The sequence below is a fragment of the Paenibacillus hunanensis genome (genome assembly GCF_014645615.1).
Taxonomy (GTDB): domain Bacteria; phylum Bacillota; class Bacilli; order Paenibacillales; family Paenibacillaceae; genus Saccharibacillus; species Saccharibacillus hunanensis.
Genome location: NZ_BMMB01000009.1, coordinates 112,056 through 134,998, shown reverse-complemented (window position 1 = coordinate 134,998; position 22,943 = coordinate 112,056). Strand labels below are relative to the sequence as shown.

Annotated in this window: 19 protein-coding genes; 11 read left to right on the top strand and 8 right to left on the bottom strand. The window is 47.6% G+C overall.

The annotated features are described in order from the left end of the window. Positions 1-13: 13 nt before the first annotated feature. From IEX62_RS19560 to IEX62_RS19535, 6 genes are all read right to left on the bottom strand, one after another. The gene (locus IEX62_RS19560; protein WP_188777418.1) at positions 14-1,183 is read right to left on the bottom strand and encodes an ABC transporter permease; all 1,170 of its coding nucleotides are present in this window, start codon (positions 1,181-1,183) and stop codon (positions 14-16) included. Further along, complete coding sequence (locus IEX62_RS19555) at positions 1,180-1,869, bottom strand: ABC transporter ATP-binding protein (RefSeq protein WP_308422662.1); 690 nt, start codon at positions 1,867-1,869, stop codon at positions 1,180-1,182. The genes IEX62_RS19560 and IEX62_RS19555 overlap by 4 nt, the downstream gene beginning before the upstream one ends. Position 1,870: 1 nt before the next feature. After that, the gene (locus IEX62_RS19550; protein WP_188777415.1) at positions 1,871-3,136 is read right to left on the bottom strand and encodes an efflux RND transporter periplasmic adaptor subunit; all 1,266 of its coding nucleotides are present in this window, start codon (positions 3,134-3,136) and stop codon (positions 1,871-1,873) included. Between the two features lie 11 nt (positions 3,137-3,147). After that, the gene (locus IEX62_RS19545) at positions 3,148-5,925 is read right to left on the bottom strand and encodes a hypothetical protein (RefSeq protein ID WP_188777413.1); all 2,778 of its coding nucleotides are present in this window, start codon (positions 5,923-5,925) and stop codon (positions 3,148-3,150) included. A gap of 421 nt (positions 5,926-6,346) precedes the next feature. Beyond that, positions 6,347-6,835: a DUF4334 domain-containing protein gene (locus IEX62_RS19540; RefSeq protein WP_229685960.1), complete on the bottom strand. Its 489-nt coding sequence runs from the start codon at positions 6,833-6,835 to the stop codon at positions 6,347-6,349. Between the two features lie 169 nt (positions 6,836-7,004). After that, positions 7,005-7,292, bottom strand: coding sequence for a hypothetical protein (locus tag IEX62_RS19535; protein WP_188777411.1), 288 nt, complete (start codon positions 7,290-7,292; stop codon positions 7,005-7,007). 223 nt (positions 7,293-7,515) lie between these two features. Here IEX62_RS19535 and IEX62_RS19530 point away from each other — a divergent pair, with 223 nt between their 5' ends. Further along, positions 7,516-8,046, top strand: coding sequence for a GNAT family N-acetyltransferase (locus IEX62_RS19530; RefSeq protein WP_188777409.1), 531 nt, complete (start codon positions 7,516-7,518; stop codon positions 8,044-8,046). 302 nt (positions 8,047-8,348) lie between these two features. On the opposite strand, the gene IEX62_RS19525 is transcribed toward IEX62_RS19530, so the two are convergent. Continuing rightward, the gene (locus IEX62_RS19525; protein ID WP_308422661.1) at positions 8,349-8,948 is read right to left on the bottom strand and encodes a rhodanese-like domain-containing protein; all 600 of its coding nucleotides are present in this window, start codon (positions 8,946-8,948) and stop codon (positions 8,349-8,351) included. A 193-nt stretch (positions 8,949-9,141) separates the two neighbouring features. Between IEX62_RS19525 and IEX62_RS19520 the strand changes: the two genes are divergently transcribed. The 3 genes from IEX62_RS19520 (at position 9,142) to IEX62_RS19510 (ending at position 12,052) form a co-directional block, all read left to right on the top strand. Next, entirely contained in the window at positions 9,142-10,053 is a 912-nt protein-coding gene (locus tag IEX62_RS19520) for a LysR family transcriptional regulator (RefSeq protein WP_188777407.1), read from the top strand. Positions 10,054-10,240: 187 nt separating this feature from the next. Then, the gene (locus tag IEX62_RS19515; protein ID WP_188777405.1) at positions 10,241-11,167 is read left to right on the top strand and encodes a manganese-dependent inorganic pyrophosphatase; all 927 of its coding nucleotides are present in this window, start codon (positions 10,241-10,243) and stop codon (positions 11,165-11,167) included. Positions 11,168-11,593: 426 nt separating this feature from the next. Beyond that, positions 11,594-12,052, top strand: a complete 459-nt coding sequence (locus IEX62_RS19510; RefSeq protein WP_188777403.1) for an RrF2 family transcriptional regulator — start codon at positions 11,594-11,596, stop codon at positions 12,050-12,052. A gap of 79 nt (positions 12,053-12,131) precedes the next feature. Here the strand turns inward: IEX62_RS19510 and IEX62_RS19505 are convergent, their stop codons facing one another. Next, positions 12,132-13,094 carry a bile acid:sodium symporter family protein gene (locus IEX62_RS19505; protein WP_188777402.1) on the bottom strand — a complete coding sequence of 321 codons (963 nt, stop codon included), beginning with the start codon at positions 13,092-13,094 and terminating at the stop codon, positions 12,132-12,134. 599 nt (positions 13,095-13,693) lie between these two features. Between IEX62_RS19505 and IEX62_RS19500 the strand changes: the two genes are divergently transcribed. The 7 genes from IEX62_RS19500 to IEX62_RS19470 all read left to right on the top strand — a co-directional run bounded on the left by IEX62_RS19500 (position 13,694) and on the right by IEX62_RS19470 (position 22,527). Then, positions 13,694-14,308, top strand: coding sequence for a DJ-1/PfpI family protein (locus IEX62_RS19500; protein ID WP_188777401.1), 615 nt, complete (start codon positions 13,694-13,696; stop codon positions 14,306-14,308). 223 nt (positions 14,309-14,531) lie between these two features. Then, positions 14,532-15,083: a glycerol-3-phosphate responsive antiterminator gene (locus IEX62_RS19495; RefSeq protein ID WP_188777400.1), complete on the top strand. Its 552-nt coding sequence runs from the start codon at positions 14,532-14,534 to the stop codon at positions 15,081-15,083. A 359-nt stretch (positions 15,084-15,442) separates the two neighbouring features. Continuing rightward, positions 15,443-16,264, top strand: coding sequence for an MIP/aquaporin family protein (locus IEX62_RS19490; RefSeq protein WP_188777458.1), 822 nt, complete (start codon positions 15,443-15,445; stop codon positions 16,262-16,264). 196 nt (positions 16,265-16,460) lie between these two features. Next, positions 16,461-17,954: a glycerol kinase GlpK gene (glpK, locus tag IEX62_RS19485; RefSeq protein WP_188777399.1), complete on the top strand. Its 1,494-nt coding sequence runs from the start codon at positions 16,461-16,463 to the stop codon at positions 17,952-17,954. 521 nt (positions 17,955-18,475) lie between these two features. Next, the gene (locus IEX62_RS19480; RefSeq protein ID WP_188777398.1) at positions 18,476-19,474 is read left to right on the top strand and encodes an iron-hydroxamate ABC transporter substrate-binding protein; all 999 of its coding nucleotides are present in this window, start codon (positions 18,476-18,478) and stop codon (positions 19,472-19,474) included. 427 nt (positions 19,475-19,901) lie between these two features. After that, positions 19,902-21,587 (top strand): glycerol-3-phosphate dehydrogenase/oxidase, encoded by a 1,686-nt coding sequence (locus IEX62_RS19475; protein ID WP_188777397.1) that lies wholly within the window; start codon positions 19,902-19,904, stop codon positions 21,585-21,587. Positions 21,588-22,023: 436 nt separating this feature from the next. Further along, positions 22,024-22,527, top strand: coding sequence for a hypothetical protein (locus tag IEX62_RS19470; protein ID WP_188777396.1), 504 nt, complete (start codon positions 22,024-22,026; stop codon positions 22,525-22,527). Positions 22,528-22,943 lie beyond the last annotated feature (416 nt).

Genomic DNA, 22,943 nt, shown 5'->3' with positions numbered 1-22,943 from the left:
CGCATTAATCGACTCAATCCGTGCGAAGTGCATGAATCGGACGCAGACGTGCTGCCTTGTTCGCCGGAATAATTCCGAATAGTACCCCAATAATAAATGAGAAGGCAAACGAGATTGCTACCATACTCCACGCATACTGAATCTGAAATGGAGTGAAATGCCCGGCAATCCATACCAGTCCCAGCCCTGTACCGATGCCAAAGCTACCGCCCAGCGTACTGAGAAAGATCGACTCGATCATAAATTGCAGCAGGATATTGCCCTTTTTCGCTCCAATTGCTTTACGAATACCGATCTCGCGTGTACGCTCATTGACCGATACGATCATAATATTCATAATTCCGATCCCGCCGACGATCAGGGAAATACCTGCAATACCTGCGAGGGAAGCAGAGAGGAGGGCTGTCGTCTTCTCCGCTGATTGGATCATCGCCTGCGCATCGAAAATATCAAAGCCGGATGGATCGCCAATTTTGGCAGTCAGCACCTGCTGTAGCTGTTCCTTGATCGCTGGAATATTTTGCGGATTGCGCGCCTTGACCTCGAAGGATTGAATCCCTTTTGTTTGCAAAAAACGCTCTGCGGTAGCTAGCGGAATGAGAATTTTATTATCATTGGAGCCCATCAGGCTATCGCCCTTTGCCTTGAGCAGTCCGACGATGGTAAAGGTATCGCCATTCAGTCGAATATCGCGTCCAACCGGATCTTGCATGCCGAACAGCTTCGTTGCTGTCTCGGAGCCGATCAGGGCGACCTTTTGCCGATATTGATTGTCGATATTGAGTAGGAAGCGTCCGCGCTGTACGTGAAAGTCTTTGACGTATTCATAAGCCGGTAATACACCCTCTACATTTGTATCTGTATTGCGATTGCGATTTTTGGCCGTGACACTGCCGGTAATGGTCGGCGATACACCGCCGACACCGGGGATATGACCAAGATCATTCACTTCTTCCGGTGTCATGGAGGTGACCGCTCCATAGCCGAAGATGTTCACAGACAGCAGATCGGTACCCAGATCACCGAATTGATCGGTTACCTGATTGTTGAAGCTCAGCCCGAGCGATACGATCAGAATAACGGAGGAGACGCCGATAATAATGCCCAGCATCGTTAGAAATGAACGTATTTTATTGCCGATGATGCTCAGTAGCGCCATGCGTATACTTTGAAAAAAGATCATGCTTCATTCCTCCGGTCTTCGGTCAGCAGTCCATTTTGAATGCGCACGACTCGCTTCGCCTGATCGGCGATATCTAAATCATGTGTAATCAAAATGATCGTATGTCCCTGTGCATGCAGCCCTTTGATCATGTGCATCACTTCACGCCCGGTATTCGTATCGAGTGCACCGGTAGGCTCATCGGCAAGCAGAAGCGGCGGATCGCCAGCTAGCGCACGTGCGATCGCTACGCGCTGCTGCTGACCACCAGATAGCTGATTGGGACGATGATGCATGCGCTCCTCCAGCCCAACCTGCTGGAGTGCTTGAATCGCTCGTGCTTTGCGTTCCCGATGCGATAGACCGCGATAGATGAGCGGCAGCTCGACATTTTCTACAGCGGATAGCTTGGGCAGTAGATTGAAGCTCTGGAAAATGAAGCCGATCTTCTCGTTACGGATGCGGGCAAGTCGATTATCGGATAGCTTGCGCACATTATGACCATCTAGCCGATAATCGCCGCTATTGGACAGATCGAGACAACCGATCATATTCATGAGCGTGGACTTACCGGAGCCGGAAGGACCGATAATCGCGACAAATTCTCCTTTATGCACAGTGAGCGAAATATCCTGTAAAATGGGCATCCGTTGTCCGCCCATCATATAGCCGTGCGACATATGTTCAATCTGTATCAAAGGTTCCATCTTAGCTGGCACCTCCGCTACTGGAGCTATCGCTACCTCCCGTGCTGCTATTGCTCGTATCGCTATTTGTGCTACTGCTAGTAGTTGAGGAGCTATCCGTTGCAGCTGATGAGCTGGAATCGGTCGTAGTGGAGCTATCCCCTGTAAAGCCGCCCATTCCCTGATGAGCTGAATCCGTCGATGTACTCAGTCCGCTCATATCAGAGGAGGGTAGGCTGACCAGCTCGCCTTCTTTTAGCCCTTTGATAATCTCGACCTGGCTCTGATCGTGAATGCCGACTGTAACGGGCAGCTCCTCTGTCGAAGGGCTGGAGGCTGGTGCAGCTCCTGCGGTGCTATTGAGCTTGTTCACGACATACCGATTGCCCTGCTGGATGACCGATTCAATCGGCAATACCAGTATATTTTGCTTATGCTGTACGAGAATGCTTGCTTGTGCCGACATGCCTGCCTTGATCTCGCCGGGATCATCCAGATGGATCGTTACACCGAAGGTGGAAACGCCATTTTTGGCAGAGCCTTCATTGGCGATGGTGGACACATGACCGGAAAAGGTTTGGTCGGGTAGAGCATCTAGCGCAAGTGTTGCCTTCATGCCCTGACGTACCTTTAAAATGTCCATTTCATCGACTTGAATCGTCGCGCTCAAATCGCGGTAGTTCACAATCGTAAATGCTTCGGCACCTGCGCTAGTTGCACTGCCAGAGAAGACACTTACCTTTGTAATCGTGCCGTCCGAGGGAGCGACAAGGGAAGCCGGGGGCGCCTGCTCCTTGAGTAGACGCGCAATCTCAGTCTGGGTGGTGGCGATGTCATCCTTTGCCTTTTCAATCGCCTGACGGGTGCTGTCCAGATCGGTCTGGGCGGCATTGTCCATCATTTGCTGCTTGTATTGCTCCTGCTTATCATGCAGGTCGGTTTGTTGCTGCTTGAGTGTATTTTGCTGCTGCGTTACGTCCTTGGTGTTATCCTTGGGCTTGTAGGTGATGAGCACCTGTCCTTTTTTGACGCGCTTGTTCAGTTTGCCCTTGACCTCGCGAATGGTGCCCTCCTGCTCGGTGTAAACAACGGTCTGATTGGTTGCTTTGACAGCGCCCGAGCCTTTGATCAGGACGGTAATTTCGCCCTTTTGCACGGCGATGGAGGGTGTAGCATCAATGACCGTTTCCTGTACCTGCTTGGGCCATAAAAGGTAGACCGTAGCAGAGGCAGCAGCAAGCGCAGCGACCACGGCTACAGTGATCCAGATTTTCTTTTTGTTATACATGAGAGCCTCCATTATTTACCAGCTTGACTGCCGTTACTGGGATTGTTGTCATTTCCTTTGTCAGAACCAGAACCAGAACCAGAACCAGAACCAGAACCATTGCCTGTTCCACCGCTAGATGGTGTATTGCCATTCCCCTGTGACGAGCTGGTAGGTGGAATAATGATGGCAGCGTAGTCGATAGAGTAGCTCTGTGTACCGAGCAATATGCGTTCGCCCTGGAATTCGTCGTATACATTAATGGTAAAGTTACCGCCGGTGCTGGTTTTGTACGTATTGCTTGTCAGGGAAAGCGAGTATGGAATCGACTTACCAATGGTGAGATCCGTTCCCGGTGTGAAGCTCTTCTCCTGAATGCGACCATTCTGATCGACCCATTGCAGTACCAGTGTATGTCCATACGTGCCCATCGTGTACGTATTGTCCTTGCTCAGGCTATACGTCATATTAATCGCTATCGTATCCTCGCCTTGATTGAGTGTTCCAGTTGCACCGTTAATGGCGAAGCGATACGGGAACAGATCCATTTCACTGCTTGCGCTTGTAGCAACTGGTGCTGGTTGCGGACGAAGGGTAAGCTCAGTCGCATTAATATAGCCAGTCGGTGCGGTGCCTGTTGCAGCCATTTTGCCATCGGTAATCCCTTCACCGATCACGAGTGTCAGATCAGCGGTGCTCACCGAAGCAGGGAGCTTGGCAGATACATTGATCAGACTCTTGCCGTCCGGGCCGATTGTTTGCTCAGGCTGTACAACAGTGGCTTCATAGTATTCGTTATCCTTTGTTTTGTAGTAGGCGACGAGACGAGATGATGCGGAGCTGCGTTTTTCTTCATTTTTCATATCCAGCTCGGTGTATACGATCTTCTGGCTATTTTCGCCATAGGTGATTGTACGGCGTTCCTTGATTTCAGCCTTTTTACCATTCGTCTGGATATGGAATGATGCCCCGCGAGCAATCCGAGCAACAGCAGAATCAGGTTGTCCAAGCGTAAGCGACAGGAACGGGTTACTGCTATCCAGTGTGGACGATGTGGTCTTGCCTGCGTTATCCGATGATGAATCCGCAGCTGGAGCCAGCTCCAGCTTGAGCTGATCCATATCGATCCCTGTATCAAAATGAGCGACTGCATAGTAGACACGGCTCTCGCCAGCACCAAGTGAACTGTCATTATTTTCCGGAATAAGCTGGATCGAGCGACTGATCCGGTTATTTTGTGTTTTCATCCAGCCGCCAAGTGCAGGCAGATCAACAGAGGAAGCACCCGCATTACGCAGACGAAGCTTGGTAACGACGATATCATCGGTTGTCCATGGTAGACGCTGTACCGATTCAACCGTAGCGCCGAAGCTGCCATAATTGTTATCGAACGTATACTCGGTCTGGATCGACTGACGCTGCTCCTGCTGGTACGGAATCATATAAAAGGCGGTCGGTAAAATAATCGACGTACCGGTACGTGCCGTTTCCGTTGCTTGTGCACCACTCGTATTACTATCCTGTGCTGCTGTTGCAGCTGGCTCAATCAATTGCAGCTGAAGCTGTTGCTGCTTGAGCTGTAGCGGAACCTCGGCAGACAATTGGACGAGCTTTTCTTCCAGCGGCTTCAATGTCAGGCTGGAAAAGGCTTTGGTTGTAATTGGGAATGTATAGCCCTCGGATGAACGAATCGATGTCTCATAGGCAGGTAAGATGATCGTTTTATTGCCTGTATTTTTTAAACGGAATTGCAGTGTCCATGCCGCCTTATCGCCACTGGTCGACATGCTGGCAGCGCGCAGCTGAGTGTCGATCGTCGTTCCGTCAATCGTGAGCTTGCGTGACTTGGCAATCGGGACGGTCAGACTGGAAGCACTGGTAGCAGGCAGCTTAAAGGAAGCGACAGGCAGCTCCAGACTGGTCGTATTGGCGGTGGCGTCACTTTTGCCATCTGCTGCATTATTCGTTTGTGTAATCTGCATCACCAGCTTGCTTGCTTGGAGTGAATCAGGAATAGCAGCTACGTAATTCACACTGCTGGTCTCGCCAGGCTGAATATCCAGCTTGCGACTTGTCTGATCCAGTGCAAGCTCATAGCTAGCCCCGCCTGCGGATTGCAAATACGCCGTGTAGGGCAGTGAGCTTAGGACTCCGCTTCCCAGATGCGTCAGATTGACCGTTAGACGCGCATAGCGCTTGCCATTAAAATTCACAATCTGTAGCTGCTGGGTCTGTAGCTTGAGCGGTGTACCACTAACGGTAACCTTTTTGCTCTGTCCGGACGGAATAGCAGCCGAATAGCTGGCAGGAATCGTAAACGTACCGAGCTTCTTTTCATAGGAAGAGCTATTAAAATCCCAGCCGTACATGGCAATCTTACTAGCAGCGACGGCATTCTGATTCTGTACGCGTACATAATACGTGATCGCCTGACTGCTACCTGCGGCGATTGTGATACGATCCTTATCTTCGGGAACAGGAACACCTTTAACAAAGCCATTTTGCGAGGTATAGGCGCGTGAGAAGGAATTGACTAATTTATAGGGATTGGAGGTTTTATTGGTGTAGGTGAGTGTGTAGGTTAATACACCACTCGTATTCCGTGCGGAAAGCTGTATATCCGTCAGTCGGACGCTAACACCGGATTGGAGTGAGATGGTTGGTAAGGATGCAAGCGTGCGATTCGCTGTGGTGTTATTCTGTGTAGCAGAGACATTGGCGGGAGCCGCGAGCGCGACAGGCACGCCGGATAGGCTATTAGCTGCTACTATACCAGCAAGCAGCATGAGATAAGCGGGGTACTTCTTCATTCGTTTTCCTCCTGATTCTGGTCTATGTAATATCTATAGAGGTAGTGTAGATCACGAAGATAAAGTTCCCATAAATAAAAGGGTGCTGATTCTATCCAGAGCTTAAACGAAGTTTAAACTTTTTATAAACTGGTGGCTGAATTGCTTTTCGTTGGTGGATCAAGTGCTGTTCGTAGAGAGCATAAGAGGAGGGCAATCTTATAGGTATGCCAAAAAGCGCAGCTACTCATGCACTCGCAGCTACGCTTGTTTATGTCTATTTCAGTTGTGATATTATTCGATTCATACATGTGATTGGTATACGTGTATTCTAGTTCAGATCTGACCCGTATCGATAGGAGTGAATTCAATCCATATTCGTACCATACCATATCTACACCATACCATTTTATAACTGCGCCTAATCCCGTTTGCCTTCAACTCAATCCAGCTTTTTCAAATAAAAGAAATACGGCTCCGTATTGCCTTTCATATCCATATAGCCCATCAGCACATCAGGGCTCACACGGCGAAAATGATCCATAATTGGCAAGTGATCATACAGCAGTGTAGCTGTAATGCGACCACGATGCTCGACCATCCGCAGACGACCTTCTCCGCCATCGCTCGGGATAATCTTCATTTTATCAAAAATGCGACCCGGATCGGCAGCGAAAATATTACCGTTACGCTTGTAAAAGAGCAGGGGATCAACCTGGTTCACGGAATGAAAAGCTTTGCCGTACCAGTGTAAATTCTCTAATGCACCCTCCATCGGATGCCCGGTATGCAGCTCGAAGCCGCGCCATACGCCCATCATATCATCGAGTTCGACTGCATCCAGCTCATCGTACAGATCAAAGGCTTCCTGTGGAGAGATACGTTCCTGATACGTCATACTCCAAAATTGTGGTTCCAGTGTTTCCAGCATAGAAGCGCCCCCTTATTAAATTGGCATCCAATACTCGAATCGCAGATAATTGTAATTAACAGGTAAAAAATCCTGATAATTCATTATAAGGCGAAAGAACCATTTGTGAAACGCTAACATTTTAAAAAACAGGAAAAATCCACTGTCTTCTTCATTCTTGTCCAGTACTCTATTCTACCCACAAAGCGATATAAATAAATCCTATAACCACAACAACCGGAATTAAAATAGCCAACAGATAGGAATATCGCACAAATGGAATACTAAAATATTCTTTAATCCGATCCCAATCGCTTCTCAAATCGTCCTCATTCACATAAGGTTGGTTTTCCTTATGACCTTTTAAATTATGTATAAACTGCTCTAGTAAATGCTTTTGCTCCATTTCGCTGTATTGCTTGAGTGAGCTGCTAAACTGTTTTTGTAGCTCGTCTACTTCCTTAGATAGATCGTCCATAGGTAGCCTCCTATTTTTCATTACTATGACAAAGCATTTCAGATGCAATAGATACAAGCCTGTACAATGTAAGCTTAACTCAAATGGGCACTACAGGTTATATGATTATAAATTTTACCCCAGATGCGATAAGCTAGTATAAAATAGCGTAAACTTCTGTGTATATAAGTAACTATCTCTGTAGATAACTAAGTACCCAATGCGATCAAAGGAGTGATTCAGCATGCAATTCAGTACAGATAGACTTATTATTCGCGAGATTGTAGAACAAGATTGGACATACATACACCAGTACACTACCCTACCTGAAGTGACAATACATACAGCATGGGGACCAAATACAGAGGCAGACACACGAGGCTATGTGCAGGACGTCATCCAGATGCAGCAAGCGAATCCACGAACAGGCTATGAATGGGCGATTTGCCGAAAAGAAGACGATATGCTCATCGGTGGAGCAGGTCTGCATATTATAGAATCCACGAATGCCGAGCTAGGCTATGTGCTGCATCCTGCTTATCAGGGCAGGGGCTATGTAACGGAAGCCTGTAATGCTTTATTACAGCTAGGCTTTCATGAGCTGGGTGTGCATCGCATCTTTGCCAAATGTCGACCGGAAAATACGGCATCGGAGAAGGTGATGCAGCGCATCGGAATGAAGCTGGAGGGAAGACTGCGAGAGCACTGGTTGTACAAGGGGGCGTATCATGATTCGCTGCTGTACTCGATATTGCAGCATGAATTTGAAGGTTGAGGAAAAATAGATAGCGAACGATAACAAGCTGCTATGTGGGGACATAGCAGCTTGTTGCTTATGAAATATAACTGTTGCTTACTACGAAGGATAACTTTCTTTTGCTGTGTTCATTGCCTGGCTGTAATTGTTATATCTTTGGCTAGACATTCTGTTCTTTCACTCTACAATCTATTCAGAAACGTTAAATAGTAGTTAGAATTGTAGCCCCTTTTTATGCTCCTATGCGCAGCAATTGCGAACGGCTTACTGAAATTCTGTTTCATCTAGTGACGAGCAGAGCAGCCTCCCACTAAATCCCATTAACGAACCTGATCCGGCATACGCCAGTGCAGTGGTGCCTGTTCTTTTAAACTACCTTCCAACGAGCCGCCCTCCAGCCGCCAGTATTCCATACCGCCAAGCAGCTCCTTCACGCGAAAGCCAAGACTGGCGAGTGTAGCCGCTGCCTTGGTAGCGCCATTGCATGCAGGTCCCCAGCAATACGTCACAATCGTCTGCTCGCGATCCCAATCCGCTGTCGTCTGTGCATTAATCTGTCTGCCTGCTAGATGGATCGCCCCTGGAATATGACACTGCTCGTAAGCAACGGCATCACGAACATCGAGCAATTGAAAAGCGATGGCACCCTTGTGCATATCCGATATCACATCCGCCACATCCGTTTCATAAGCAGCGCGCATTGCAAAATACGATGCCGCCTGCTCCGGTGGGGCTGCGGGGGTATGGAGTACAGCAGAATAACGAGGTGTAGCTTGAGTCATATTCATCACATCTCCTCTAATCAATTGATAATGGATATATGATTTATTGTACGTGATCGAATCGATGCAGCTACGGTGATAAGTCTGATGATTGCTATCGATCTGATCGATAATGCAATCGATAGTGTACATGTACATCGTGATCGATCCTATTTATGGATCTGATCATCCTATCTATAGCCGTCATGTATAAGGTTGTACTGTGTAAGATCATCGCCAGCTTCATGCGCACGACGCTATTCCAACAGACCATTGCGCTCCGATCCGTATCGAGTGCATAATAGTACATCACAGGTACACCAATCGATGACGGATAGCAGGGGGAAAAGAAATGGAACTGCTCTATTTGCGCACATTTTGCGAGCTGGTCAAATGGGGAACGTATACACGCACAGCGCTGGAGCTGGACTATGCGCAGTCCAGCATCACCAATCATATTCAGCGCCTGGAGCAGCTATATGGGGGACAGCGTCTGCTCGTTCGCAGTGGGAATCAGGTGGTGCCTACAGCAGCCGGAGAGCAGCTCCTTCCCTATGCCCGGCAAATGCTAGAGCTACAGCAGGCGGCACATCAAGCATTGCAGGCACCACGCCAGCAGGAGGATATACTGACCATCGGAACGATCGAATCGCTATCCCTCTATGTGCTGCCCGAGCTACTGGAGCAATTTCGTGCCCAGCAGCCTGATTGCAAGGTACGGATTGTTCTTGCTTCGGAGTCGGAGTTACTTCTTCAGCTACAGCAGGGTAAGATTGATGTCGCACTCATACTGGATGTTCCGGTGCAAGAGGATGGAATGAACACAGCGATTCTGTTTGCCGTGGACATGATGGTATTGCTGCCAGAAGGGCATGAATTAAGCGGACAGGCAGGTATCGCGGCTATGGATTTGCAAGGGCATCCGCTTATTTTGACAGAGGAGGGCTGTACGTACCGGGCGTATTTGCTGCGTACGATGCAGGAGGCGGCAGTTAAGGCAGATATTCGCTGGGAGATGGCAGGCATGGAATCGATTCGGCAGGCGGTTGATAAGCACTGGGGGATTGGCTTTCTGCCGCAATATGTAGTGCAGGGAATGGGCATTCAGCAGGGCAGCACAGAGGGCATTCAGTTACTACCGTGGATACAGCCAGACATGAACCTGTATACACAGCTACTCTACCCACCTCAATCGGGCAACATAGTAGAAGCCTTTGTCCGTTTGAGCCGTCTCCGACTTGCTACAGGATCAATAATACGCTAGTCCGCTCGGAGTGATACTGCTCCTATGCTGCTGTGACTATAAATGGATCGGGTTAAATTTGTTAATTCCTATAAAAATAGTAAGAATAAACTTCATTTTAATTTGGAATCAAGGTATACTATTGAAGAAAACGGGCAAAGTAAGATATACTTTTCCCGCAAACCTATATCATTAAAGGAGTGTCATTATGCCACAGGTACTGGTTTTTGGCCATAAAAATCCCGATACAGACACAATCACATCCGCAATCGCTTATGCAGCCCTGAAAAAAGAGCTGGGCGTGGATGCTGAGGCTGTTCGTCTCGGCGAAGTGAACGGTGAAACACAATATGCACTGGATTATTTCAAAGTAGCTGCACCGCGTCTGGTCGACAAAGTGAGCGAAGTGAAGGAAGTTATCCTCGTCGATCACAACGAGCGCCAGCAAAGTGCTGACGATATCGATCAAGTTACAGTTACAGAAGTTATTGACCACCACCGAATCGCTAACTTCGAAACAAGCGCTCCACTGTATTATCGGGCAGAGCCAGTAGGCTGCACAGCGACGATCCTGAACAAGCTGTACAAAGAGAACGGTGTAACGATCACCAAGGAAATCGCTGGACTGATGCTGTCTGCGATCATCTCGGATTCCCTGCTGTTCAAGTCCCCAACCTGCACCGATCAAGACGTAGCAGCTGCACGCGAGCTGGCTGAAATCGCTGGTGTAGATGCAGAGAAATACGGTCTGGATATGTTGAAAGCAGGCGCTGATCTGAGCGGCAAAACACCAGCACAGCTGATCTCTCTGGATGCAAAAGAATTCCAGATGGGCGATGCAAAGGTTGAAATCGCACAGGTTAACACTGTTGAGATCAACGATGTACTGTCCCTGCAAGCTGAACTGGAGCAAACGATTCAAGGCGTTATCGAGCAAAAGGGTCTGGATCTGTTCCTGCTCGTTGTTACAGATATCCTGAACAATGACTCTGTCGGTTTGGCACTGGGTAAACGTCAGGATGTTGTAGAGTCAGCATACAATGTATCTCTGAACAACAACACTGCACTGCTGAAAGGTGTCGTTTCCCGTAAGTCTCAGGTTGTTCCTGTACTGACAGAAACGTTCACCAAGTAATTCATACTTAGATCACCGCTGTCACTCCAGCTATGTCGAGTCATAATGACATGGATACTGGATATCGCAGCCAACCAAAAGGCTGTTCCGTTGAAGCACACGCTTCGTGATCGGGACAGCCTTTTTGGCTACGAATATAGCTTGAACGCGTATACGTCAAATCATACGTAGAAGCGTGAAGATCGATGAGCTTCAAATCTTACTTTAGCGTATAAGTAGGATTCATTTCCCGACATACGATCCTGAATTGAAAAGTGCAAAACGGTGCTATACTGGAATCGTTTAAAAGGGACTGGAATGAAGTATATAAGCATATAATTGTGCGTGAACCTATTATTTGCCGAATTATAGAAAGTACAAATTAGTGTTGCTTTAACTTAATCGCTGAGCTAAAATCTGAGATGAGGAAAGAGAAGGGGGAAGGTTATGACTGCATCTAGAGCCAGATCAATTGGTCCTGCACGATTCAACACCGCTGTGCACGCCCTGGCAGGCCTTGCACACAATGGAGGCACCGTATCAAGCTCAATCATCGCTGCACAGGTTCAGTCACATGCGACATTTTTACGTCGTATTCTGGCGACGCTGGCTAGTCACGGCATTGTCGATACGCGTGAAGGAAGAGATGGAGGCTATTCGCTGCGTATACCAGCAGATACACTAACACTGGCAGACATTTATCAGGCCATTCGTACAGAAGAACAAGGGCGCGAGACGTTCAAAACAAGCTGTGCACCATTGAGCGATGCACTGAGCAGCGTAATGCAGGATGCTGAAGGACAGGCGATTGAATATTTGAGAAAATATACACTGTCCGATCTGCTGCATGATGCCAGTAAACGCAAAAAGCAGGACGCGAGTCAGCAAGCCCAGATGGCGGATTAAGATCAGCTATAGGCGCAAAACAACAAAGCTCTGACACCACATAGGTACATGTGGCATCAGAGCTTTGCTTGCTATGCGCTTAGACGGCTGGAGGGTTCTGTTGCTGGGCTTGACGCTTTTGCTCACGCCGTGCAAACCAGGTGGCAAGCAGAGAACCGGAAATATTATGCCATACGCTAAAGATTGCGCTTGGTACAGCGGCAAGCGGATTAAAGTGAGCAGCAGCAAGACTAGCGCCAAGACCAGAGTTTTGCATGCCCGTCTCAAATACAATCGCTTTGCGCTTCGCTGGACTCATACCGACGAGACGGGCAAATCCATAGCCGAGCGCATAGCCCAGAGCATTATGCAAAATCACAACTGCAAAAATCAGCAAACCGGATTCCACAATATGCGTTTTGTTAAGCGCGACGACGATCGCGACGATCAGTACGATCGCCAGTGTAGAGACGAACGGTAACGTCACTGCTGCTGCCTCCGCCTGCTTGCGGAACAATGCCTTCACGATGACGCCCAGCACGATCGGAATGATCACAACTTTTAAAATATCGAGAATCAGGCTGCTGGCGCTCACATTCATCCATTGACCAGCAAGCAGAGAGATCATGGCGGGTGTAGCGAGCGGAGCGATTAAGGTTGATACCGAGGCAATAGAGACGCCAAGTGCAACATCGCCTTTGGCGAGAAAGGTCATCACATTGGAGGCGGTACCGCTTGGGCAGCAGCCGACGAGAATCACACCTACTGCAATATCAGGTGGAAGATGAAGCCCTACCGCCAGTCCATAAGCGAGTAGCGGCATAATAATATAGTGACCGATCACACCCAGTGTGACATCGAGTGGACGGCGAAACACTTCACGGAAATCCGCAGAAGATAGCGTTAGCCCCATACCGAACATAACGATACCAAGTAGAAGTGAGATTTGTCCTTTTAGCCCTGTGAACCATTCAGGTAGTAGGAAGCCTAATAATGCAAAAAGAATCACCCAGACAGAGAAGGTATCTCCGACAAATTTACTTGCTTTAGCGATTGAATTCATGATGATCGTACCCCTTCGTCTATCTTTTTGTTGTTATGGCGAGCTTGAACCGCTCAGAAAGCTTATGGTTCATACTCTATTACTGTGCAGTGCCAAATAACAGTAAGAAACATTTTACACTAAAAAACCTGACATAACTATGGTTCTAAATCCAGAAAATTGGAAGCTTATCCTCCGATTTTTTGTCCATAATGCACAAAAGCTGCTCTTTTTGTGGTTGTATTGGGTAAAATATACATAAAGTCTTGCACGATAAAGTTACAATGGCGATTTTTCGCTCCATTGTAACTTTATTTTTTGTGATGAGAGCGCATGCTTTGCTCATTTTCTAGCATGCAGGGTGTAACCATCTTAGAATGAAGATAAGTCAATAAGGGTAAAGAGCAGGCTAGCCCGTATACGATTTAAAATTTCAGAAGCGGTTTGCAGCATAAGGCGGTATAGTTATAGGAAGAATCAAAATATTCAGCATGATCTACATACGCATATTCAGCTATTGAAGCTATTGAAGCTATTAAAACGATACCTGCTCGTCATTCTGAGAGTAGCGTTAAATACAAGATACGTAACATACGTAACCATTTAAGGGGGAAGAGACGATGGAACGACCTGTATGCAAGCCGTATCAAGTCGGCATTTTTTTATTTAATGAAGTAGAGGTGCTGGATTTTGCCGGGCCATTTGAAGTGTTCTCTATTACCGAAACAGAACCGGGTATGAAAGGCTTCCAGGTGCATACGGTATCCGCAGATGGTGGAATGATTCGTGCTCGTAACGGCTTGCAGGTGCAGCCGCAATATAGCTTTGATCAATTGCCGCGCCTGGATTTGCTCATTATTCCAGGTGGCTATGGAGCAGAGGAAATCGAGATTTATAAGCCAGAGGTACTGAACTGGATTCGCAGCTATGCGGAAGCAGGCGTACAGATTGCTTCTGTATGTACAGGCGCACTCCTGCTCGCTGAAGCAGGTCTGTTGGATGGACTGCGTGCAACAACGCATTGGATGGATCTCAAGCGACTGGAGGAGGATTATCCGCATGTCGAGGTGCAGTCCGGTGTGAAGTTCGTCGATCAGGGCTGGATTGTAACATCAGGTGGTATCTCTGCTGGGATTCATATGTCTCTACATATGGTTGGGCGCTATCATGGGATGGAGGTTGCGAAGCTTACGGCGAAGCGGATGGAGTATGATTGGGAGCCAGAAGCAGAGTAAGTGGTGCAGTTAGAACGATGAGGCTAAGATAACCATCCAGCATCCACTAGATCCAGCATCCACCATATGATAGGAGAAATGTTTTTGTACCTTAATGCAGTAAACGAATTGAGTAGAATATAGATGACCAACACATGCAGGTACAGCCAAATGTATTTGCAAGTACAGCAAAATCTATAAAGTATAGAAAAATGTATTTAATGAAGGGAAAGGAGGTCATCTTATGTTCGAGGGACAGGCTATTTTGCCTGCGATCAAGACGATGAAGCAGTTTGATCAGCTGATGGATAGCTCGTATCGGTACGGGGTATTTCTGGATACACATGTCGCTCAGCTGAAAAGCATTTACCGGATAGCACAGGGGCAGGGCAAGCAGATGTTTTTGCATGCCGATCTGGTGCATGGATTGAAAAATGATGAGTATGCGACCGAATATTTATGCCAGGAGATCAAGCCGTATGGCATTATCTCCACGCGTGGCAATGTTATTTTAAAAGCGAAGCAAAAAGGGGTGATCGCGATTCAGCGTATGTTTATGCTGGATACGATTGCACTGGAAAAGAGCTATGCCCTGCTTGAAAAGACGCAGCCAGATTATATCGAGGTATTGCCGGGCGTTGTACCGCATATGATTCATGAGATTGTACAGCGTGCAGGGGTGCCTGTATTTGCAGGTGGGCTCATTCGTACAGTAGAGGAAGTGGAGCAAGCGCTAAAGGCGGGAGCGACTGCGGTAACCACATCGAATCCGCAGCTGTTTGCCCATTATAAATAAAAACGACACTAGCGCTCGACTGCTTGTCGTTACACGCATATGCGCTCCATTGATGGGACATAAAAAAATAGTATAGCGTTTTTAAAGTGATATTGCATGACGGATACATGAAAAAAATCATGTTGACACCGCTTACATGTTACGATATGATGAACTCAAGTTAATATATGTGACGGAGAACCGGAGAGCCACGCAGAGCCCACTGAATGTCAGTGGAGAATTTGCGATGGCTCTTTTGCGTCTTTGTAGCTGTATCAACCAGTTCATGGTTTGTTGCAGTACACGTTCGTTACATCTTGTCTAGTCACCAGTAAAAAGGTTGAATCATCTATTTTCCCAACTTGAATGGAGGTAATATGATGTCACCGTTTTTGGCTGAACTTGTAGGAACGATGATTTTGATTGCACTGGGCGGCGGTGTTTGTGCAGGCGTCTCGCTACGTAAGACATTTGCAGAAAGCTCAGGCTGGATGGTTATCGGTGCAGGCTGGGGCCTCGCCGTAGCGATGGCAGTATACGCAGTCGGTAGCTTTAGTGGAGCGCACCTGAACCCGGCAGTCACACTGGCGCTAGCGTTTAATGGTGATTTCCCATGGAGTCAGGTACCTTCGTACATTCTGGCACAGATTATTGGTGCGATGGCGGGTGCATTGCTCGTCTATCTGCAATACCTGCCACACTGGGGCGCTACCCCCGACCCTGCGACCAAGCTGGGAGTATTCTCCACTTCGCCTGCCATTCAGCATCCGGTCGGTAATATGCTGAGTGAGATTATTGGTACATTTATTTTCGTCATGGTATTGTTGTCGATGGGAGCCAATCAGTTCACACAGGGTCTGCATCCATTGATCGTCGGTCTGCTCGTCGTGAGTATCGGCTTGTCGCTCGGTGGTACAACCGGTTATGCGATCAACCCTGCACGTGACTTCGGTCCGCGTCTCATGCACTTCCTGTTGCCAATCCCGGGCAAAGGCCCATCCAACTGGAAATATGCATGGGTGCCTGTTGTCGGTCCATTGCTTGGTGGCTCGCTCGGTGGGCTCTTTTACAAAAATGTATTTCTGGGTCAATCTACACCGATGCTGTGGGTCATTATCGGTGTGACGATTATCTGCCTGCTGCTCGCTTATCTGAATGGTCGCAAAATTCAGCGCACCAATTCCAAGCAAGCTGCGGCTTGATCCCTCTCTACACATGATGCTGACATATACTTAATGGGCAGACGATACAGTCTGCCCTGCTCTAGCCCCTATACTCCAAATTGCGGTATTGCAAATTGAAGCGTCCGGTTTGCCGGTAGCTCATTGCCTTCTATACACCGATCAACCAGATCGATCATCAAGCAGAACAGTAACCTATTCGAGGAGGAACTATTTCATGGAACAATATATTATGGCACTTGATCAAGGTACAACAAGCTCCCGTGCGATTCTGTTTAACAAAAAAGGCGAGATCGTCTATATGGCACAGCGTGAATTTCCGCAATATTTCCCTAAGCCAGGTCATGTTGAGCAAAATGCAGACGAGATTTGGAGCTCCATTCTGGCGGTTATCGCTTCCTGTCTGTCCGAATCTCATATCAAGCCATCGCAAATTGCCGGTATCGGGATTACGAACCAGCGCGAAACGACAGTAATCTGGGATCGTAAAACAGGCGATCCAGTATACAATGTACTCGTCTGGCAGTCCCGTCAGAGCGCCAGCATCTGTGACGAGCTGAAGGCTCAAGGTCTGGAAGCCAAATTCCGTGAGAAAACAGGTCTGCTGATTGACCCTTACTTCTCCGGTACCAAAGTAAAATGGATTCTCGACAATGTAGACGGTGTGCGCGAGCGTGCAGAACGCGGTGAGCTGATGTTCGGTACGATCGATACCTGGCTGATCTGGAAGCTGTCCGGTGGTAAAGCGCATGTGACCGACTATTCCAACGCTTCTCGTACACTCATGTACAACATCTTCGATCTGAAATGGGATGAAGAGCTGCTGGAGATTCTGGGTATTCCGGCTTCTCTGCTGCCAGAGGTTCGTCCATCGTCCGAAGTGTACGCACATACAGTGGATTATCATTTCTTTGGTCAAAATGTACCGATTGCTGGTGCAGCAGGTGACCAGCAGGCAGCCCTGTTCGGTCAGGCTTGTTATGAAAAGGGCTCGGTTAAAAACACATACGGTACAGGCTGCTTCATGCTGATGAACACAGGCGAGGAACCAATCCGCTCCGAGCATGGTCTGATCACAACGATCGCCTGCGGTGTAGGTGATAAGATTAGCTATGCGCTGGAAGGTAGTATTTTCGTAGCCGGTTCGGCAATTCAATGGCTGCGCGACGGTCTGCGTATGTTCCGTGATGCAGCAGAGAGTGAGAACTATGCGACTCGCGTGGAATCTACCGAGGGAGTATATATCGTACCTGCCTTTGTTGGTCTGGGTAGTCCATACTGGGATAGCGATGTGCGCGGTGCAGCCTTCGGTCTGACACGCGGTACAAGCAAGGAGCACTTTATCCGCGCGACACTGGAATCCCTGGCGTATCAGACGAAGGATGTACTGACGGCAATGGAAAGCGATAGCGGCGTAACGGTTGAAGCACTCAAAGTAGACGGCGGCGCGGTGAAAAACGGCTTCCTGATGCAGTTCCAGAGCGATATCCTCGGCGTTCCGGTCGAGCGTCCAGCAGTTAATGAAACGACTGCACTGGGTGCAGCCTATTTGGCAGGTCTGGCTGTAGGCTACTGGAACAGTCTGGATGAGATCGCTTCGGCACATAGCGATCTGGTGGATACCTTTGCGCCATCGATGCCAGAAGAGAAACGCGAAGAGCTATATGCTGGCTGGCAAAAGGCAGTTCATGCGACGATGGCATTCAAATAAATAATAAATTCGCTGTACGCGAAGTTAGCAGTGAAATGCGATTCCATCACACCGTGATGAAAGATGAATAATGGATACACGATGAAAGAGGATTAGAATAATAAAAATCATTACAATCATTAAGTTCATAGCAAGATAAGAAGCGAACACTTAAAAAGCCTGCATGCTAATATGGAGTATACCGCTCTAAATGTCCATTAGAATATCCCTCGGGTTAACTAATGAACATTTGGCGGTCTGCCCTACAGACATGCAGGCTTTTCATTTATCGATTCAGAAGAGTAGCCCCTTGTGAACGAGGTATAGAACATAGAAGTACGAGTTAATCGATTACCCGTTCTCCCTCATCCTAGCCATACTTTAGTGACACCTTACCGACAATCCCCTAGCTATGCGATGTAATCGGATATTTTCCTGAAATTACATAGTGAAATACAGAGCATAATATGCTACGATAATCCCTATTGAAAATGATAATCTTTATCAATCAAACAATTAGAGGAAAAGGCGGTTTTTACGATATGCATACTTTTCGCAATTACAGCATGATTCTGATGACCATGCTACTGGTCGTTGTACTGGCAGCATGTGGACAGGCACAGACAGGTTCACAATCAGGCAATGCTTCGACCGCGCCAGCAGGTGGCAATGAAGCGGCAACGTCGACAGAAGCACAGCCGACCACGATCAAATATAAAGCAGCGAACGGCGAAGTCGAAGTACCGAATCATCCAAAACGCATCGTGGTGCTGGCAGATAGCTATTATGGTTATTTTGTGGCACTGGGCTTGAAGCCAATCGCGACAGTCGATCATGTATTCGCTAGCAGTATGCTAAAGGGTACAACCGATGGCGTTACGAATCTAGGAGAGACGCCAAAGGTAGAGGAAGTGTTAGCACTGAATCCAGACCTGATCGTCGTATGGGATGGCGATGCGAATCTTGCTAACTATGAAAAGGTCGCTCCAACTGTAGCGATCAAATACGGTCAATACAACTACAAAGAGCAGCTACAGGAATTCGGTAAAATGACAGGCACAGAAGACAAAGCGAAAGAGCTTGCGTCCGCATGGGAAAGCAAAATCGCTGAAGCCAAGCCAAAGGTACAGGCAGCAGTAGGCGACAAAACGATCTCGATCATTCAGCCCTATGCCAAAGGCGTCTACATTATGGGGGATAGCTACGGACGTGGCGGCGAGATCATTTACCAGGAGCTAGGTCTAAAAGGCACACCAACCACGCAAAAAGAAGCGATCGATAATGGCCCGGGTTATGTCGATATCTCACTGGAAAATGTACCGGACTTTGCAGGTGATTATATCTTCACCGCTCCATGGGGTGGCGATGGCGATACGAGCGGGCTGGCACTCTACAATAGCAGTTTGTGGAAAAACCTGCCTGCGGTTAAAGAAAAGCATGTGTTCAATATCGATCCGGTCGCGTATTACTTCAACGATCCGATCTCAATGGATGCACAGCTTGATTTTATCGTGAAAAGCTTGACGGGTTCAGCTTCATAAGTGAATGAACGCAAGCATAGAATATCTCATTCTTATCTGACAACCTCAGATGATCTAACAAGCATAGAGCAGCTCATATAAGTCCTAAACTAAAACTAAAATCCTACAATCTTCCGCTACTCAAGCGTCATTCGTTTACGTGAGCAATCATTCAACAGATGAGCGTAACGATCAGTCGATTCAAAATCTTTATAAAATTTGAACGATTTCTTTGCTACCCTCACATGAATATGCTATAATAACGTTAACAAGTTAATAAATTCGTCATGAGACTTTGAGAGACCACGCATACACACGGCTTTTGCCGATTCAGTGTACTGTTCGTGGTCTCTTTTTTACGGTTTCATCTGGAAAAATATTCAAATGAAATGGTGTGATGTACGGCTGCACCATTCCCCATCTCATTAATATATAGGAGGCAATACAAATGACGATCTTTTCGGCACACAAAAGAACAGAAGAATTGCAAAAGATGAGTAGTCAAACGCTGGATGTTCTGGTCATTGGCGGTGGGATTACAGGTTCAGGTATCGCATTGGATGCGGTCACACGCGGTATGAGTGTAGGTCTGATCGAGATGCAGGACTTTGCCGCAGGTACATCGAGTCGTTCGACCAAGCTCGTACACGGCGGTCTGCGTTATTTGAAGCAATTTGAAGTGAAGATGGTGGCAGAGGTAGGGAAAGAGCGTGCGATCGTATACGAAAATGGCCCACACGTTACTACACCAGAATGGATGCTGTTGCCGTTCCACCAGGGCGGTACATTTGGTAGCTTCAGCACATCGATCGGTCTGCGTGTATATGACTTCCTCGCAGGTGTAAAAAGCAGTGAACGCCGTAAAATGCTCAGTTCTCAGGAAACGTTGCAAAAGGAACCACTGATCAAGCAGGATGGCTTGAAGGGCGGCGGTTACTATGTAGAATACCGTACCGATGATGCACGTCTGACGATCGAGGTGATCAAGGAAGCGGTAGAGCGCGGTGCTCATGCTGTAAACTATGCCAAAGCGGTCGATTTCGTTTATGAGAATGGTACACTCAAGGGTGTGAAGGTAAAAGACACGATCAGCGGCAAGGAATATCAGATTATGGCTCACAAGGTTATTAACGCAGCAGGCCCATGGGTAGATACACTGCGTAAGATCGATAATTCCAAAAAAGGTAAAACGCTGCAAATGACCAAAGGGATTCACCTTGTTATCGATCATGCGCGCTTCCCATTGGAGCAAGCGGTTTACTTTGATACACCGGATGGCCGGATGGTATTCGCTATTCCACGCGATGGAAAAACCTATGTCGGAACAACCGATACGGTCTACAAAGCGGATCCGATTCATCCACGTATGACGACCGAGGATCGTCAATATGTGATCGATGCGATTAACTATATGTTCCCAACCGTGCATGTTACTGTAGATGATGTGGAATCCAGTTGGGCGGGTGTACGTCCACTCATTCACGAGGATGGCAAATCGCCGTCTGAAATTTCCCGTAAGGATGAAATCTGGCAGTCCGATAGCGGTCTGATCACGATCGCTGGTGGTAAGCTGACCGGTTATCGTAAAATGGCAGAGATGGTTGTGGATCTAGCAAGTACACTGCTGAGCAAGGAAACTGGCAAAACGTTCAAGCCTTGCCAAACAAAGCATATGGCAATCTCCGGCGGTAATGTCGGTGGCTCGAAAGGTCTGCCTGCGTTCATTCGTCAGCATGCCGATGCAGGTGCCAATGTTGGACTGACACGTGAGCAAGGGGAGTATCTGGCAAGCTTCTATGGCTCCAATGTGAGCAAGCTGTTCGCACTGGTGAATCAGAAAGATGAGTTCGCTGCTGAGCTGAATCTACCTGTCGATGTGCGTGTGCGTATCGCTTATGCCATGACAGAGGAAATGACCGTGAAGCCAGTCGACTTCTTCATTCGTCGTACCGGTGCGCTGTTCTTCAATATCGCATGGGTACAGCAATGGAAGCAGCCGGTGATCGAGTATATGGCTAAACGTCTGGATTGGACACCAGAGCAAAAACGTCATTATACGGATGAGCTGGAAGCACAATTACATGATGCTGTTGTTCCTTCCGATGCTGAAGCAAGCAGTGAATTTGCAGTTTAATTCATCACCTCTTGTATCGCAGCCTCAAGCGTCTCGTAGACGGTGCAAGCAGTATCTATACGTAGTTGCGTAGTAGCACCTATACGCATCCTTCATATCTTTACGGATGACTGGATGATGGATGATTGGCATTCGTGTCTGTATTTATTGTAGATGAATACGTGTCTGTTTATTGATGAAAGTGAATAGGTGTCGGTTGCTGCAATCACGTATTCTATATCTTCTATATCGCCCTTCAAGCTGCTCGTCAGAGTAGCTGGAGGGCTTTTTGGCTTCCCCGACTAAAGTCTAGGTTGACGCATTACCCGGGGGCTGAAGTCGCTCGGTAGACACTGTGGTACAATGAGGGCTAGTGAACATCATGAATCGGCAACGCTTCATTTGTATACGCAAGCTACATAGTAAAAGGGCATCATAACTAGAGGAGGAATTACGCATGATTAGAAGGGCGATTCTGGCACCTGTTTTGCTGTTGCTGGGTGTGTATTTATTTTTGAATCCGGGCGGCTCAGGGAATGCGGGTGAGATTTTTGCTGTGTTCTGGCCGACCCTGTTTGTCATTCCGCTGGGATTGTTTTTGCACTGGCTGACCTTTTCACTCGTCGGTAGAAAAGGGATTGGAATGCTGATTCCGGGCGGAATTTTAATCGTGAGCGGATTAGTAAGCCAGATTGCACAAATGTTCGGTCTGTGGAGTGTAATGTGGCCGGGCTTTATTTTGGCAGTGGCGGTTGGGTTATTTGAATTCTACTGGTTTGGATCGCGGAATAAATGGCTGCTCATTCCGATTAATTTGCTAACCGTGCTGTCCTTGCTATTTTTTGCGGTATTTTCGATTGATTCGGTGCTGTCGCGCTTTGTATTTGTGCAGCCGCTTGTAGCCGTTGCGCTGCTGCTAGGTGGGGCATGGCTGATGTTTGCACGCAAGCAGGAGTGGTAGGCGTACCTTGCTTCAACATCGATTAAGCTGTACGGATGTAGATCAAGAGGTACAGTGAAGGATAAACGATATTAGATATTAGATATTGGATTTTGAATGATCGGATGCCTGATAGAGGTGGATCGGTCGCCGTACATTTGTAGTTAGTCGTACATCTGTAGTTAATAGATACCAGGAGCGTATACATCCTGTATTATAAAGTCTTATATCACCAACCTACCCGTGCCTGTTCTACTTGTAGAGCAGGCTTTTTGTTATGGTTTGAATTTGTTATGGTTTGATGGGATGGGAGACGGTCTGAGCTTATGGTTGAAGGATGAGTAGATGTCGCAACAAGCAAAAAGATAAGAAAAAGGATGAATAAGGGTATATACTAGAATACATTGAGTAAAAGGATACATATAGCAAGCATTGCG